General features: G+C 61.7%; 11 protein-coding genes and 1 tRNA gene. 8 read left to right on the top strand and 4 right to left on the bottom strand.

The window, feature by feature from the left end; translation table 11 throughout:
• Positions 1-16: 16 nt before the first annotated feature.
• Both ACIPSK_RS14245 and aceA read right to left on the bottom strand, forming a co-directional pair.
• Positions 17-253 carry an SMc00767 family acetate metabolism repressor gene (locus tag ACIPSK_RS14245; protein WP_003545603.1) on the bottom strand — a complete coding sequence of 79 codons (237 nt, stop codon included), beginning with the start codon at positions 251-253 and terminating at the stop codon, positions 17-19.
• Between the two features lie 21 nt (positions 254-274).
• A complete protein-coding gene (gene aceA / locus ACIPSK_RS14240; RefSeq protein ID WP_162117797.1) occupies positions 275-1,564 on the bottom strand; it encodes an isocitrate lyase in 1,290 nt (429 codons plus the stop codon).
• 190 nt (positions 1,565-1,754) lie between these two features.
• Between aceA and ACIPSK_RS14235 the strand changes: the two genes are divergently transcribed.
• From ACIPSK_RS14235 to ACIPSK_RS14215, 5 genes are all read left to right on the top strand, one after another.
• A complete protein-coding gene (locus tag ACIPSK_RS14235; RefSeq protein ID WP_162117796.1) occupies positions 1,755-3,164 on the top strand; it encodes a helix-turn-helix domain-containing protein in 1,410 nt (469 codons plus the stop codon).
• Positions 3,165-3,289: 125 nt separating this feature from the next.
• Complete coding sequence (locus tag ACIPSK_RS14230; RefSeq protein WP_017967093.1) at positions 3,290-4,387, top strand: polyamine ABC transporter substrate-binding protein; 1,098 nt, start codon at positions 3,290-3,292, stop codon at positions 4,385-4,387.
• A gap of 112 nt (positions 4,388-4,499) precedes the next feature.
• Positions 4,500-5,642: an ABC transporter ATP-binding protein gene (locus ACIPSK_RS14225; protein ID WP_162117795.1), complete on the top strand. Its 1,143-nt coding sequence runs from the start codon at positions 4,500-4,502 to the stop codon at positions 5,640-5,642.
• Positions 5,643-5,646: 4 nt separating this feature from the next.
• The gene (locus ACIPSK_RS14220) at positions 5,647-6,558 is read left to right on the top strand and encodes an ABC transporter permease subunit (RefSeq protein ID WP_017967095.1); all 912 of its coding nucleotides are present in this window, start codon (positions 5,647-5,649) and stop codon (positions 6,556-6,558) included.
• A 3-nt stretch (positions 6,559-6,561) separates the two neighbouring features.
• Positions 6,562-7,380 (top strand): ABC transporter permease, encoded by an 819-nt coding sequence (locus ACIPSK_RS14215; RefSeq protein WP_017967096.1) that lies wholly within the window; start codon positions 6,562-6,564, stop codon positions 7,378-7,380.
• 76 nt (positions 7,381-7,456) lie between these two features.
• Here ACIPSK_RS14215 and ACIPSK_RS14210 read toward each other — a convergent pair whose 3' ends face one another.
• Positions 7,457-9,349 (bottom strand): AsmA family protein, encoded by a 1,893-nt coding sequence (locus ACIPSK_RS14210; protein ID WP_162117794.1) that lies wholly within the window; start codon positions 9,347-9,349, stop codon positions 7,457-7,459.
• A 275-nt stretch (positions 9,350-9,624) separates the two neighbouring features.
• Between ACIPSK_RS14210 and ACIPSK_RS14205 the strand changes: the two genes are divergently transcribed.
• A complete protein-coding gene (locus tag ACIPSK_RS14205) occupies positions 9,625-11,577 on the top strand; it encodes an acetoacetate--CoA ligase (RefSeq protein ID WP_162117793.1) in 1,953 nt (650 codons plus the stop codon).
• A gap of 221 nt (positions 11,578-11,798) precedes the next feature.
• On the opposite strand, the gene ACIPSK_RS14200 is transcribed toward ACIPSK_RS14205, so the two are convergent.
• Positions 11,799-15,644 (bottom strand): ATP-binding protein, encoded by a 3,846-nt coding sequence (locus ACIPSK_RS14200; RefSeq protein WP_162117792.1) that lies wholly within the window; start codon positions 15,642-15,644, stop codon positions 11,799-11,801.
• Positions 15,645-15,858: 214 nt separating this feature from the next.
• Between ACIPSK_RS14200 and ACIPSK_RS14195 the strand changes: the two genes are divergently transcribed.
• Positions 15,859-16,308, top strand: a complete 450-nt coding sequence (locus tag ACIPSK_RS14195; RefSeq protein WP_162117791.1) for a phasin — start codon at positions 15,859-15,861, stop codon at positions 16,306-16,308.
• A 130-nt stretch (positions 16,309-16,438) separates the two neighbouring features.
• Positions 16,439-16,515: transfer RNA gene (locus ACIPSK_RS14190), tRNA-His, on the top strand.
• Positions 16,516-16,661 lie beyond the last annotated feature (146 nt).

Below are 16,661 nucleotides of genomic sequence, written 5' to 3'. Positions count from 1 at the left end.
AACGGTCGCCTTTTCGTCAATGCCGGTTGGTGACGACGACGGGAATCAGCAGGTCCCCCCAGTGGCCGTCGCCGCCATGATGACGGGCCGAGCGCACCAGTTCGACCGAGACACCGGCCTCGACGGCTTTCATGACCGATTGGTTCAGCCGATGCAGGTCGTTGGCGAGCATGCGGATCGTCGTCTGCTGATCCTCGCTCATGCTGCTTGCCTGTTCCTCGGCCCGTTCCCTGACGCGTGTAATGGATGCCATGATCTTCTCCTCCTCTTCGAGTTATTCCGCAGCCGGTTTGAACTGCGCATGTTCGGTCGAACCGTGCATCGCCGTGGTCGAAGACCGGCCGCCGGTGATGGCGAGCGACACGGCGTCGAAATAGCCTGTGCCGACCTCGCGCTGATGTTTGGTCGCGGTATAGCCATTGACCTCGGCGGCGAATTCCGCCTGCTGCAGCTCGGAATAGGCCGACATCTGCCGCTGCCGGTAGCCACGCGCCAGTTCGTACATGCCGTAGTTCAGCTGATGGAAGCCGGCGAGCGTGATGAACTGGAACTTGTAGCCCATTGCGCCGAGTTCGCGCTGGAACCGCGCAATCGTCGCTTCGTCGAGGTTCTTCTTCCAGTTGAAGGAAGGCGAGCAATTGTAGGCGAGCAGCTTGCCGGGATGGACCTTGTGTACGCCTTCTGCAAAGCGCCGCGCCTGATCGAGGTCCGGCTTCGAGGTCTCGCACCAGATGAGATCGCAGTGCGGCGCATAGGCGACGGCGCGCGCGATGCAGGGCTCGATGCCGCTTCGCACCTGATAGAAACCTTCGACCGTACGGCCGGCATCATAGTCGACGAAGGGCTGGTCGCGCTCGTCGATGTCCGACGTCAAAAGCTTTGCCGCTTCCGCGTCGGTGCGGGCGATGACGAGCGTCGCAACGCCCATGACGTCGGCGGCAAGCCGCGCGGCATCGAGATTGCGGATATGGGCGGCCGTCGGGATCAGCACTTTGCCGCCAAGATGGCCGCATTTCTTCTCCGAAGCGAGTTGGTCCTCGAAGTGGACGCCCGCAGCGCCCGCCTCAATATAGGCCTTCATGATCTCGAAGGCGTTGAGCGGTCCGCCGAAGCCTGCTTCCGCATCGGCAACGATCGGTGCGAACCAGGTCTCGACGGAAAGTCCCTGGGCTTCCGCGGTCTCGATCTGATCTGCGCGCTGCAGCGTGCGGTTGATGCGTTTGGCCAGTTCCGGACCGGCATTGGCCGGATAGAGCGACTGGTCGGGATACATCGCCGACGCCGTATTGGCGTCGGCCGCCACCTGCCAGCCGGAAAGATAGATCGCCTTCAGTCCGGCGCGCACCATCTGCATGGCCTGGTTGCCGGAAAGCGCGCCGAGCGCATTGACGAAATCCTCCTGGTGAATGAGCCGCCACAACCGGTCCGCCCCCATTTCGGCCAGTGTATGGCTGAGCGCCACCGAGCCTCTGAGCCGCTGCACGTCCGCGGACGAATACGGTCTCTCGATGCCATCGAAGCGGCCTGCTGATGCATTTGGAACAAGCTTGTAGAAATCCGTCATGCTGCTCTCCTCACTAAAAAGCCTGACAAAGGTGCTGCATGACAAGATTGACAATCTGCGCCGATATGACCAGGAAAACCTTTGATTTCCTGCTCGGAAAGAGGTTAAGATGACGAAGATTGACAGAGCGGCGCTGTGAATTTGTAAAATTTTGTAAATACAGCGCTCCCTGCCTGTCAAAGGGTGTGACATGGCGGAACGAAAGATATTCGCAGGCCCGAAAGTCAGGCGCATCCGCAATGCGCTGGCGCTGACGCAGACCGCCATGGCCGAGGCGCTTGAAATATCGCCGTCCTACCTGAACCTGATCGAGCGCAACCAGCGGCCGTTGACGGTGCAGCTCCTTCTCAAGCTTGCAAGCGTCTACAGGGTCGATCTGGAGGAGTTGCGGGGGCAGACCGGCGGCAGTCTCGACCAGCTCAAGGAGATCTTTGCCGATCCGCTGCTGTCGGGCGAGTTGCCGGGAGATCAGGAACTGGTGGAGGTGGCCGAGGCAGCACCCAATGCCGCGAGCGGCATGATCAAACTCTACCGCGCCTATCGCGAGCAGGCGGCAAGGCTGTCCGATCTGACGGCGCTGATGGCCGCCGAAGGGCATGCGCCGATCGCCGCCGGCCGCTTGCCGCTGGACGAGGTGCGCGAGACGCTGGAGCGCAGGTCCGGCTATTTCGGACAGATCGAGACGGCGGCGGAAGCTTTTGCCGCAACGCTCCCTGGCGGCCTCGATCTTGCTGCCGGACTGAAGGATTGGCTGCGCTCGGAGCGCGGCATCGCGGTGCGCGTCTTGCCCGTTCATGTGATGCCGGATCTGCGCCGCCGTTTCGATCGCCATTCGATGCGGCTTTTCATCTCGGAGCGCCTGTCGCAGGCCGACCGTGCGCACGAGATTGCGGTCGAGGCCGCAACTCTGGCACTGTTGCCGGCAATCGATGCCGAGCTCGACGATCTCTCGCTCTCCTCCGCCGAGGCGCGCCGCATCGCCCGCTTCGAGCTTGCCCGCATCGCGGCCTTAGCGCTCGCAATGCCCTATGAAGCCTTTCTCTCGGCGGCCAAAGCAACGCGCTACGATATCGATATTCTGCGTGCGCGCTTCGGCGTCTCTTTCGGCCAGGCGGCTGCGCGCCTTGCCATGCTGCAGCGCCCGGGGGCAGCCGCCATCCCCTTCTTCCTGATCGAGATCGATGCTGCGGGCCACCGGTTGCGCAGGGCAGGCGCCCAGGGCTTTCCGCACGCCCGTTTCGGCGGCGGCTGTCCGAAGCTCAATCTCCATGCCGCCTTCCTGCAGCCGGGCCAGATCCTCGCCGAAACGGTCGTCATGCCTGACGGCGCATCCTTCCTGGCGGTTTCCCGTACCCTCGAAGGGCCGAGCGTCGAATTCGGCGAAAGGATCAGGCGCACCGCGATCCTGATCGGCTGCGACGCTGCCCTTGGCGAGGGGGTGGTCTACGGGCAGGCGACGGCGCTCGATCCTGTCACGATCGGTCCGGCCTGTCGACTTTGCGAGCGGCGCGGCTGCCTTTCCCGGGCCGAGCCGCCGGTGACGAGACCGCTCGGGCTCGACGAGATGGTGGCCGGACTCAGCGCCTTCGACTTCCAGTGATTGTGAATCATTGAGGGCGCAGGATTTTGCGCTTGTGGGCTTAGAAATTCCTTCTTAGTCTGCGTGGAAAACCAGAGGGAAAAGATCTCCGAGGGTGTGGAATCTTTGAACAAACAGGAGAAGTCATGAGGTCAACCATCCTAAGCGTGACGGCCGCCGCCGTTACCGCGCTCCTTGCTGCCGTGCCGGCCTTTGCGCAGGAGCGTGTGGTCAACGTCTACAACTGGTCGGATTATATCGACAGTTCCATCCTCGAGGATTTCACCAAGGAAACCGGGATCAAGGTCGTCTACGACACCTTCGATTCCAACGAGACGCTGGAAACAAAGCTCTTGGCCGGCGGTTCGGGCTATGACGTTGTCGTCCCCACGGTGTCCTTCATGCAGCGCCAGATCGCCGCTGGCGTCTACCAGAAGCTCGACAAGTCGAAATTGCCGAACCTGGTCAACATGTGGGACGTCATCATGAAGGGCGTAGCGTCCTTCGACCCCGGCAATGAATACAGCGTCGACTACATGTGGGGCACGACGGGCATCGGCTACAATGTCGACAAGGTCAAGGCCGCCCTCGGCACTGACGAAAAGCCGAATTGGGACGCGTTGTTCGATCCGGCGAAAGCAGCAAAGCTCAAGGATTGCGGCATCTATATGCTGGATTCCCCGACTGATGTCGTGCCCTCGGTGCTCGCTTATCTCGGGCTCAATCCGAACAGCACCGATCCCGCCGATCTCAAGAAGGCGCAGGAAGTCCTCACGGCTGTTCGTCCCTTCGTCCGCAAGTTCCACTCTTCCGAATATATCAGCGCGCTGGCGAACGGCGATATCTGCATCGCGCTCGGTTATTCCGGTGACATGTTCCAGGCCCGCGACCGTGCCGCGGAAGCCAATGCCGGTGTAAAGGTCGACTATTCGGTGCCGTCGCAGGGCGCCCAGATCTTCTTCGACGTCTTTGGCATTCCGAAGGATGCGCCGCACGTCGCCGAAGCCCATGAATTCATCAACTACATGATGAAGCCGGAAGTGATCGCCAAGGCCTCGAACTTCGTCTTCTACGCCAACGGCAACAAGGCGTCGCAGCAGTTCCTCGACAAGGAGGTCCTCGACGATACGGCGATCTACCCGACGCCCGAGGTGATGGCGAAACTCTTCACCGTTCCGCCGCTCGATCCGAAGACCCAGCGGATCGTGACGCGGCTATGGACCACCGTGGTCACCGGCCAATGAGCTGATAATGGCCCGGACGGAAACGTCCGGGCCTTTTTTGACGATCCCGGCCGGGTGAAACCGGGAATAAAAGCCAATAACAAAAGCAAAGAATGCATTTTCGGGGAACAATATGAAGTCTCTAGGCAATATTCGCCGCTCTTTCGCACCTTGGACCGATCCGACCGCCAAGCCCTTCATATCAATCAAGAACGTCACCAAGCGTTTCGGCAATTTCACTGCCGTCGATAACCTGTCGCTCGATATTTATCACCGTGAGTTCTTCGCGCTGCTCGGCGCTTCCGGCTGCGGCAAGTCGACGCTTCTGCGTATGCTCGCCGGCTTCGAGCAGCCGACCTCGGGCGAAGTCGTGCTCGACGGCACCGACATGGCCGGCACGCCGCCCTATCGGCGCCCCGTCAACATGATGTTCCAGTCCTATGCGCTTTTCCCGCACATGACGGTCGAGAAGAACATTGCCTTCGGCCTGAGACAGGACGGCATGGCGAAGGACGAGATGACTGACCGCGTCTTGCAGATGTTGAAACTCGTCAAACTGGAGCAATTTGCATCCCGCAAGCCGAACCAGCTTTCCGGCGGCCAGCGCCAGCGCGTGGCGCTGGCCCGATCTCTCGCCAAGCGCCCGAAGGTGCTGTTGCTCGACGAACCGCTCGGCGCACTCGACAAGAAGCTGCGCGAGGAAACTCAGTTCGAGTTGATGGACCTGCAGCAGAACCTTGGCCTCACCTTCGTCGTCGTTACCCACGATCAGGAAGAGGCGATGACCATGGCCGACCGTATTGCCGTCATGAGCCACGGCAAGGTCGTGCAGGTGGCGACGCCGGCGGAGATCTACGAAGCGCCGAATTGCCGTTTCGTCGCGGATTTCATCGGCGATGTGAACATCTTCGACGGCAAGGTTGCCTCATCGGGCAACGGCACCGTCGAGATATCAGTCGATAGCGGCTTCAGCGTGCGCGTCGCCGCTTCCGAGACACCTTCTGCAGGCAGCGCCGTCGGCTTTGCCATCCGGCCGGAAAAGATGCGGGTCGGGCGCACGCCACCCGCCAACGCTTCGGTCAACGCTGCCAGGGGCGAACTCTGGGATATCGCCTATCTCGGCGACATGACCGTCTTCCATGTGAAATTGCAGAGCGGCAAGGTCGTCAAGGCTTCCTCCCTCAACGCGCAGCGCTTGGTCGACGACCCCTTCACCTACGATCAGGACGTCTGGGTCTCCTTCGACGAAAATGCCGGCGTGCTGCTGAAGGATTGACATCATGGGCAAGTTTACGTCCGGCCTCTACAATCGCCTCGTCATCGTCATCCCTTATGCTTGGCTGCTGCTCTTCTTTCTGGCGCCCTTCTTCATCGTCTTCCGCATTTCGATGTCGGCGACGGCGATCGCCATGCCGCCCTATGAGCCCGTCTTCTCCTTTGCCGACGGCTGGGCTGGCCTCTTAAGCAAGCTCGGTGAGCTCTCCTTCGACAATTACACCTACCTCACCGACGACCCGCTCTATTTCAACGCCTATGTGTCGAGCGTGGTGATCGCCGCGATCTCCACCTTCCTGACGCTGCTGATCGCCTATCCGATCGCCTACGGCATGGCGCAGGCGCCGCGTGGCCTGCGCCCGACGCTGGTGATGCTGGTGATCCTGCCCTTCTGGACGAGCTTTTTGATCCGCGTCTACGCCTGGATCGCCATCCTGAAGCCGGAGGGCCTGTTCAACCAGCTGCTGCTGTCGCTGCACCTCATCGACACGCCGCTGATCATCCTCAACACCAATACCGCCGTCTATATCGGCATCGTCTATTCCTACCTGCCCTTCATGGTGCTGCCGCTTTATTCGGCGCTCGAGAAGATGGACGGCACGCTGATCGAGGCCGCGCAGGATCTCGGCTGCCCGCCGATCACCGCCTTCTGGCGCGTCACCTTCCCGCTGTCGATCCCCGGCGTGGTGGCCGGCTGCATGCTGGTCTTCATCCCGGCCGTCGGCGAATTCGTCATCCCCGACCTGCTCGGCGGGTCGCAGACGCTGATGATCGGCAAGACGCTGTGGAACGAGTTCAATTCCAACCGCGACTGGCCGGTATCCTCTGCGGTGGCGACTATCCTGTTGCTGATCCTGGTCATCCCGATCGTCTTTTTCCAGAATGTCCAGGCCAAAGCCGAAGAGCGGGGGAAATAAGACATGCTGAAATGGACCCGCTTCAACATCCTCTCCGTCACCCTCGGCTTCGCCTTCCTCTATCTGCCGATCGTGCTTCTGGTGATTTTCTCCTTCAACGAATCCAAGCTCGTGACCGTTTGGGGCGGTTTCTCGACGAAATGGTATGTCTCGTTGATGAGCAATCAAGCCCTGCTCGACGCTGCCTGGGTAACGCTGCGCGTCGGGCTGTTGTCGGCAACGTTAGCAACCATCCTCGGCACGATGGCGGCGCTGACATTGGTGCGCTACACCCGCTTTCGCGGTCGCATGCTGTTTTCGGGCATGGTCTATGCGCCCCTCGTCATGCCCGAGGTCATCACCGGCCTGTCGTTGCTGTTGCTCTTCGTGGCGATCGGCCTCGACCGCGGCTTCTGGACGATCACGCTCGCGCATACGACGCTGACCATGTGTTTCGTCGCCGTCGTCGTGCAGTCACGCCTGTTGAGCTTCGATCATTCGATCGAGGAGGCGGCCCAGGATCTCGGCGCGCCGCCGGTGCGCACCTTTTTCGAGATCACCCTGCCGATCATCGCGCCCGCCGTGGCCTCCGGCTGGATCCTGGCCTTCACCCTGTCGCTCGACGATCTGGTGATTGCGAGCTTCACGTCGGGGCCTGGCGCCACCACGCTGCCGATGAGGATTTATAGTCAGGTCCGCCTCGGCGTGACGCCTGAGATCAACGCGGTGTGCACGATCCTGATCGGCATCGTCGCAGTCGGCGTCATCTGCGCCTCGATCATCACCAAGCGCCGCGAAACGCAGCGCCAGAGGGACGAACGCGCCGCTGCTGCCGGCGCCTGATCAAAAGTGCGCGGCGGTTTTGCGTAAAAACAAAGGGATAGAGCACTTCCGTGATTCGAAGAAAAACGGAAATGCTCTATTGCGCGTGAGGTGTATTGCCGAACAGCGGCACCGGCGAGATCACCGGGTTCGGCCATGAACCGCCGATGAAGAACGGCAGAAGCGGCAGCTCCGCGGCCTTCGCCGGATCGGTTGCCTCCAGCGATCCGGAAAGCGCCAGCCCGTTCGAATGATAGGTGATGACGCCGGAAAGCGTCAGCGTCTGCGTGGCGCCGGAGATATGGGCGTCGTGCATCTCGGCGGTGCCGTTGGCGAAGTCGGCCTGAAGGTTCAACTGGTTGAAGGCGAAGGCGCCGCCTGCTGCCGCGCTCAGCGGAAAGAACGGCTTTTCGGCCGCCTGCGTCCGGAGTGCTGCGGCATCGATGCCGGGAATGGTACCTTCCCCCGTCCAGAAGTGCAGCTTGCCGGTGACGTCGGCAAGGCCGGTCGTCCAGATCGCCTTTGGCGACTGCAGGTCGAGATCGAGCGATCCTGTTGCAAGCGGCAACGGACCCTTCAGTGCGAGGCGCTCGGCAAGGGCTGCGAAGTCGGCATTGCGAATCGACAGCTGCAGCTTGCCGCCCCCGTCGAAATCGCGCTGCGTCGCTTCCAGATGCGCGGTCATCTCGCCGCCCTCGAACTGGCTGTCGCCAATATCGAATTTGGCCTCGCCGCCGGCAACGATCATGCTGGCGCCAACGTCGGAAAGCTCGAAGAGACCCATCTGGGCGCGCCGCGCCGAAAGCCTGACGTCGACATCGAGCGCCTGCAGCGGCCCACCTATGCCGGCGGAGATTTCCCCTGCCTCGCCGGCGGCGAGCCTCAGCGCGAAGGCGTCGAGGAAGGGCTTGAGGTTCATCTGGTCGAAGGCGAGCGTGCCGCCGATTTTCGGTCGTTTGCCGGGTTGAGTGAAAAGGTCCATCACCCCGGTGGCGCTCGCTTCGTTCAGCGAGAGACTGAGATTGTTAAAGCGCAGCCCATTGCCCGACGACATGATGTCGGATTCCACCGAAGCGCTCTTCAGCGTTGCGATACCGGGGATCGACTTGCCCGACCATGTCAGCAGCGCCGGCACATCGGGAATGCTGGCGGTGATATTGCCGGAAAGGGCCGAAAGGCTGGCGATGCTGGCAATGCCCTGAAAGTGCGCGGTCAAAAGGTTCGATGTAAGCGATGTCCGTGCCTCGGCATTCCTGCCGGCAAAGGCGAGCAGCGGCTGGCGCGAGGCGAAATCGACCTTCAGATCCTCGCCGTTGATGCGGGCGATGACGACCGCCGAGATCGCGCCGGAAAGTCTCGGCCAGGCAATATCTGCGGTGACGCTGCCGAAATGATAGGCCTTGGCGGTCTTGATGTCGGTGACCACAAGCGTGCCGTCCTCGACGGTCACTGCGCCGATCTCGGCATCGAGATCAGGATTGAGCACCTCAGCGCCGTTTTCGTAGCGTACGCCACTGATCGCGCGTGCAAGCAGTCCGGCATAACTCCAGTCGATCAGGCCTTTCTCGTCGCGCGTCAGCGCCAGGTTGGGGCGTACCAAATGGAACTCGTGGAAGCTCGTCCGGCCTCGCAAAGCATCGATGAGGCTGAAATCGGCCGACAGGCTTTCAATGCTGCCGAGCAGCTTATCGCCATTTTCGCGCGGCTGGCGGATGGTGATCTGGTTCAGCGTGATGCGCGGTGTCGGCCAGAATTCGAGAACCGGGCTACCCTTGATCTCGGCATGGTAGCCCGTCCATTTCGACAGCGCGTCCTCTATGCCGGAGCGCACGAATCCGGTCGAAATGAGATAGGGCGCGGCAACCCTGAGCGCCACGAAAAGGGCCAGCGCGATCAGCAGGAATACCGTCGACAGGCGGGCGAAGGCCGGAAGCCAGCGCGAAACGGGTCCGATCTTCCTGCGCCACCTGCGATGTCTTGACGTGCTCATGATCTCCGCCGGCAAATTCAGCCGGTCATCCCGTTATGCGCTGATTTCGCCGGATATAGGAAATATCGGGCATATGCAAATCCCTACAGCGCCGCGCGTCTTTTCAGACGCGTAAAGGACGCTGTAGCACTTTCAAATAAATAGTTGGAGCATGATGTCGTCCGAAAACCGCTCACACTTTTCGGCATCATACTCCAGGCGTCGGATCGCGTCGGTTCCACGCTTTATAATGCAATGCAGCATGATATAAGGACGGCATTGGGGAGGAGGATTGAATGCAGGATAACAAACCACTTTGGGTGCCCTCGCAGGATGCCATTGCAAAAAGCCCGATCCATGCCTTCATGGAGCGCTGCAATGCCGATTTCGGGCTTTCTCTTTCGGGCTTTGAGGATCTGCATGCATGGTCGGTGGCCGAGCGGGAGAGCTTCTGGTCGACCGTCTGGGATTTTTGCGGCGTGCAGGGAGAGCGTGGCGCAAAGGTGCTTGCCAATGGTGACCGCATGTTGGACGCGCGCTTCTTTCCTGATGCGACGCTGAACTTTGCCGAAAACCTGCTGTCTGGCCGCGGTGAGGGTGATGCGATCATCTTCCGCGGCGAGGACAAGGCCGAGGACCGCTGGTCGTGGGATCGGCTCCGCGCGCTGGTCTCGAAGCTGCAGCAGGCTTTCGCAGCGCTCGGCATCGGCAAGGGTGACCGCGTCGCCGCGATGATGCCGAACATGCCGGAGACCGTCGCCGCCATGCTCGCCGCCGCCTCGATCGGCGCCATCTGGTCGTCGTGTTCGCCTGATTTCGGCGAGCAGGGTGTGCTCGACCGCTTCGGCCAGATTGAGCCAAGGCTCTTCATCGCCTGCGACGCCTATTGGTATTCCGGCAAGCTGCAGGATGTCGGCGCCAAGGTCGCGACGGTCGCAAAAAGCTTGGATGTCCCGACGATCATCGTCCATTACGCCGGCGATGCCGAGGCGGTCGCGCTCAAGACCCCGGGGGCTTTAACGCTCGACGCCTTTGTCGCGCCTTACGAGGCAAGGGAGGTCGAGTTCACACGGCTCGGTTTTTCGCACCCGCTTTACATCCTGTTTTCATCGGGCACCACTGGCGTGCCGAAATGCATCGTGCATTCGGCCGGCGGCACGCTGCTGCAGCACCTCAAGGAGCAGCGGCTGCATTGCGGCCTGGAGGCCGGCGAGAAGCTGTTTTACTTCACCACCTGCGGCTGGATGATGTGGAATTGGCTGGTCAGCGGCCTTGCCAGCGGTGCGACGCTCTGCCTGTTCGACGGCTCGCCCTTCGCCCCCGATGGCAATGTGCTGTTCGACTACGCCGAGGCTGAAAAATTCGCCATCTTCGGCACCTCGGCGAAATATATCGACGCGGTGCGCAAGAGCGGGCTGACGCCGCGCGCGAGCCACGATCTCTCCAGCCTCCGGCTGATGACCTCCACCGGTTCGCCGCTATCGCCGGAAGGGTTCACCTTCGTCTACGACGGCATCAAGGAGGACGTCCAGCTCGCCTCGATATCGGGCGGCACCGATATCGTCTCCTGCTTCGTGCTCGGCAATCCGCTGCAGCCGGTCTGGCGCGGCGAGATCCAGGGGGCCGGCCTCGGCCTTGCCGTCGACGTCTGGAACGATGATGGCAAGCCGGTGCGCGGGGAGAAGGGCGAACTCGTCTGCACCAAGGCCTTCCCGTCGATGCCGGTGATGTTCTGGAACGATCCCGATGGCGCCAAATATCGCGCCGCCTATTTCGACCGGTTCGACAATGTCTGGTGCCACGGCGATTTCGCCGAATGGACGAAGCATGGCGGCCTGATCATCCATGGCCGTTCGGATGCGACGCTCAACCCCGGCGGCGTGCGCATCGGCACGGCCGAGATCTACAATCAGGTAGAGCAGATGGAGGAGGTGGCCGAGGCGCTGTGCATCGGCCAGGAGTGGGACGACGACGTGCGTGTCATCCTCTTCGTTCGCCTTGCCCCGGGTGTGACGCTGACGGAGGATCTTGTCAAGGCGATCAAGACGCGTGTCCGTACCGGCGCCTCGCCGCGGCACGTGCCGGCGAAGATCATCGCAGTTGCCGACATTCCCCGCACCAAATCCGGCAAGATCGTCGAGCTTGCAGTGCGGGAGGTCGTTCACGGCCGGCCGGTGAAGAACCAGGAAGCGCTTGCCAATCCCGAGGCGCTGCGGCTCTTCGCTGGGCTAAGCGAACTGAAGGATTGACTGCGATCGGAAACTACAAGCTTTCACCCTCTATCAATCTCCTGTCATGAAAACCTTTCGTTAAGAAAGGTTTGTCAAATGTGAAGCTAACTTGGGGGCCGCACATGAACGAGGCGGCCTGGGGCCTTCGGGCCTTCGAAACATGACGTTGATCGACTGAGCTCTTGTTGAACAGCACTAAATTCTAGGCGGCCTCTGGCTGCCTTTTCTTTGCGCTCCGATCAGCCGGCCAGCACCCGCTGCGACGGGAAGGTGATCTCGACGAGCGTGCCCTCGTTCGGCGTCGAACTGATCGAGAACGTTGCCCGGTTGGCATCCACCATCGCCTTGGTCAGCGGCAGGCCGAGCCCGGTGCCGTCGCCGCGATGGCGCGATTGGGTCGACGAGACCTGCCGGAACGGCTTCATCGCCTGGTCGAGTTCGCTGCGCGTCATGCCGATGCCGGTATCGCGGACCCTGAGGACGACGCTGCCATTGGCCTCATAGGAAGTGGAAACGACGATCTGCCCGCCTGATGGGGTGAAGCGGATGGCGTTCGACAGGATGTTCAGGGCGATCTGCTTGATCGAGCGGAGATCGGCCACCACCTCGGGGACCGCCTGCGACAGCGCCGTGCGGATGATGACGCGCTGGCCATTCGCCTGCGGCTGTATCAGTGCCACTGCCTCGGAGACCGCTTCGTTGAGACCGACGGCATCAAAATCGAGATCCATCTCGCCCGCTTCGATCTTCGAAATGTCGAGCAGGTCGTTGACGATGTCGAGCACGTGCCGTCCGGAGCGGCCGATGTCGTTGGCATATTCGATATAACGCGGATGGCCGATCGGGCCGAAGCGCTCGCCCGCCATCATGTCGGAAAAGCCGATGATGGCGTTGAGCGGTGTGCGGATCTCATGGCTGACACGGGCGAGGAAATCGGTCTTGTGAGCGTTGGCGGTTTCGGCCGCACCCTTGGCGTTGCGCAGTTCGTCCTCGGTGCGCTTCCACTGGGTGATGTCGCGGATGACGGCGCAATAGCCATTGGAGGAGGTGAGCTGGCCCATCGTCATGAACAGCGGCACGAAACCGCCGGCGGCCTCGCGGCCGATCACTTCGCGTCCGTCGTTTAACACACTTGCCACGCCATGGCCGGAGAGGCCGTTCAGATAGTCCATGACCGCCTTCTGGCTCTCATGGGCAAACAGCATGACGAAGGGTTTGCCGCGCGTCTCCTGCTCGTCGTAATTGAAAAGCGCGCTGGCCGAGCGGTTCATCGAGCGGATGTCGCCCTCCGTGCCGATGACGACGACGCCGTCGGTCGCCGTTTCCAGGATGGAGCGCAATTCTTCCACTTCGACCTGGAGTTTGGCGACCTTCTCGACCATCCGCTCGGGGCGACCTTCGGAACGGCTTGCTTCGCCGCGCGTGTCTTCCTTGCCTTCCACCGGCATCAGCGCCAGCATGAGGGCGTTGGCATCTTCCCAGCGCACCGATTGCAGCCGCGCGGTCACCGGCGCCAACGTATCATCGGCCTTGACGAGCATCATGGTGCCGGAGCCTGCGGCATTTTCCTCGAGTTCGCGGCGTTGCAGCAGGGCTTCGATGCCGCCCACCTCGCGCAATGCCTCGAGCGAATTGTAGCCGGTCAGCCGCATGAATTCCGGATTGGCGTGGAGCAGTGCATCGCCGATATGGATCAGCACGGCAACAGGCAGCTGGTCGACCGTTCCGATCGACAGCCCGTCCGTCATCTTGACGCGGGGTGGGATGAAGCTTGTGAGAACCTCGATCTGGCTGACCGTCTCCTCCAGCCCTTCCGTCGCCTCGTCCTCGGCGATGACAGCCGGTTCTTCGGTGGCGCCGTCGTCTTCGCGCTGCGCCTCGATGGCATTCTCGAAGATCGCCTCCTGTGGCGCGATTTCCTCGATCGACGGTATTTCCGTCTTGTCGGCGGTGGGCGTTTCGGCCTCGAACTCTTCGGATCCGGAGGCCTCGTCGAAGCCCGCCGTTTCCGTGGCGGCGGGTTCCGCCGGCGCCGCGGCGCTGGGTTCCATCGATGCTGCGGCGGCAGGCTCTTCCTTGCGGGTACCGAAGGCTTCCAGACGTTTGGCGATCTCGCGGAAATTGGCCTGTTCGGCAGCCGTCAGTCCGGCGCCGCTGTTGTGGAGCTGAACGATCTTGTCGGAGAAACGGCGATTGGGCGTTTCCGAAATCCGAAGCGCCGGCGGCTCTTGCGAAAGTTCTGCTACCGGCTCGGCGGCGGAAACGTCGCCGGCATCGGCGCTGCCTTCCGTTTTTTCTGCAGCACTTTCCGGGGCAGGTGTCTCGATAGTCGCCTGCTCGGTAGACATCTCTTCCGGCGTTGGCTCCGTCTGCGGCTCGCTTGTTGCAAGCGCCTGATCCTCGACCTCTTGCGTCAACGCAGGTTCGATCAGGGGCTCTTCAAGCGCTGTCTGCGCTTCGCGTGCCACCTCGGCAATGGTCTCGGCGGGCGGGCCGAGGCTCGCTGCCTCATGGCCGATGCCGTCCGGGCCGAGTGTCAGGCCGAGTGCCAGCGGATCCTCCTGGGTATCGGAAAGCCGGACGACGCCGAAGCCGCGGAAACCATCGAAGTCGCGGTTGCGGGTATAGGTCGGCAGCGCCGCCAGATCGACCGGAACGACGAGGCTGGTGCCTTCGACCGGCCAGAGGATCGTCTTGCCCGACCATGTGTCGCGGCGGGCGAGCGCTTCGGAAATCTTGCCGTCAGGATCGAGATTGAAGAGGGCGGCGACGTCGCCGAAGGCAGAGCCGATAATGTCGGACGCATGCGGGCCGACGGCCTGGGCAAATTCGTGGCTGACTTCATTGAACCGGCCTTCCGCATCGATCTTCCAGACGAAGCGCGTGGCGCGGCTGTTCGGCCTGAAGACGAAGCCGGGCTCAGCCGCAAGCTCAACGGCAGGGCGCGCGTCGGGGACAGGCGCTGCGATGACGGTTTCTTCGTGGACCGCATCCGGCGTGCCGTCGATAGGCGTTTCGCTGGTTTCGACAGGCGCTTCCGCCGTCGCCGCTGTTTCCACCGTCTCGGCAACGGAGGCCAAGTCGTCCCCGATGACCGCGGCAGGCTCATCGGCCTCATCCGCGCCACCGTCGATCACGCCGCCGTCGCTCTCGGACTCCGCATGCCCGGCAGGATGCGTCGCTTCAACCGCCTCGTCAGCGGATGCCGCCGCAGTCTCCGTCGGCTGTTCGCTTTCGCCGGCGATCTCCTCCAGCGTCTCCTCGACCTCTTCGATCCCCGCGACCGCGTCGATAATCTCGGTGAAGCCTGCGGTGGCGAGAGGCTCGTCCTGAAACGCTTCGGCAGGTGACGGGCTTTCTTCCTGTGCGGGCGCATCGACCGGGTCGAGCGCGGGCGTATCGACCGTGTCAAGATGACCGATCGCGGCCTCCACAGCAAAGAGCAGATTGAGGGCCGGATCGTCGCTGAGCTTGCCGACCGCGGCCGGAAGATTGCCTCTGGCGGTGGCGACGGGACGCTTCACCAACCGGTCGGGATGTGCGCCGGCAAGGTTGATCAAGGTCTTTGCCGTCTGCTCGGAGATCCCGAGCGAGGCAAAGCCCGGCGAAGCCGCGATGACCTCGCCATTGGCGCCGATCACTGCCATATGCGTATCGGGATCATCAAGTCCCTGCAGCATCTGGGCCGCCGATGCGCCTGACGCGAGCGGCTTTGCCGAGACTGGCACCGAAAACAGGATGGCCTTTTCGCCCTGGGAAAGGCGGATCAGTTCGGCAGCCGCCTGTGCCTGTGCACGCTGAAAGCCCTTGGCAACGCGGATCATCAGGCTGCGGCTGTCGCCGATATCGGTGAGCTGGCGCGCCGCCGTTTCCAGCTGGCGGAAGGTGATGTCGGCGCGGTCGACGCCCTGATCGAGCAGATCATAGACCGCCGAATGGCCGAAAAGCTCCGCACCTGCACCATTCGCCCAGAGCAGACGGGCAAGATCGGCCGAAAACAGCACCATGGCCTCGCCGCGTGAAAAGCGTTCCCGCACCCGTGCATGCACGGCGATGTCGATGAACGGATATTGGACTGCGGGCATGTTCGAACCTTGTCGCTGTCGGCCTTCTTAAATTAACGGCTTATTAATAACTGCGGGGCGCATGCCGGTCCAGCAGAGGAGGGGGTTTTCGGCCGGAAAGGTTAACGTCTTGTGCGTTGCACAATAATTGTTGCAATGCACAATGAATTGTCTTATATAAGCATCATCCCAACTACCGCAGGCAGCGACTGCCTCAGCCCAAAGGATGCGACCCATGGCTACCATAAAGACCGATGACGTTTTTTCAATCGCTTCTTTCGACCCGTCCAAGTTCACGGAATCCTTCCGTGAATTCGCCGAAAAGGGCGCACAGCAGTCGAAGGACGCCTATGCCAAGCTGAAGACCGCTGGCGAGGAAGCCGGCAAGACGCTCGAAGCCACCGTCCAGACGGCACAGGCCGGCACGGTCGAGATCGGCCTGAAGGCGATCGACGCTCTGCGTGTCAACGCCGAGAGCTCGATCTCGCACCTGGAAGCGCTGCTCGGCGTCAAGTCTCCCGCCGAATTCTTCGATCTGCAGACCTCGTTCCTGCGCAAGCAGGCCGAGCTGGCTGTCGAACAGGCGAAGTCGATGCAGGAAACCACCAAGCAGGTTGCCGAAAAGCTCGCAAAGCCTTCCAAGGACGCCGCCGAAAAGGCCATGGCATCCTTCAAGGTTGCCTGATCGGTCTTTATCGACCAGAAACAAAAGGCTGGACCTCGCGTCCGGCCTTTTTGTATATTGACGAGGAATGGGGCTTGAATTCCTCGCCAAGTCCTCGTATGTGACCCCCGTCGCGCCAAGCGCGATTTATGCGGTTGTAGCTCAGTTGGTTAGAGCGCAGGTTTGTGGCACCTGAGGTCGGAGGTTCGAGACCCCCCAACCGTACCATCTCCCCACGCCAACTCCCTATCAGACGAGTCGTTTTAGCTAATGTCATTTCGGCCAAAATTGTCGGTATAGACGCTTAACTGTCTGACGACCCTGCATTGATGTGGCAGTGTTTGCCAAAAGCGCGAACTTTCACGTGTGGAATA

This window comes from Rhizobium sp. LARHSG275, assembly GCF_052871115.1.
This window is presented reverse-complemented; position numbering and strand designations above follow the sequence as displayed.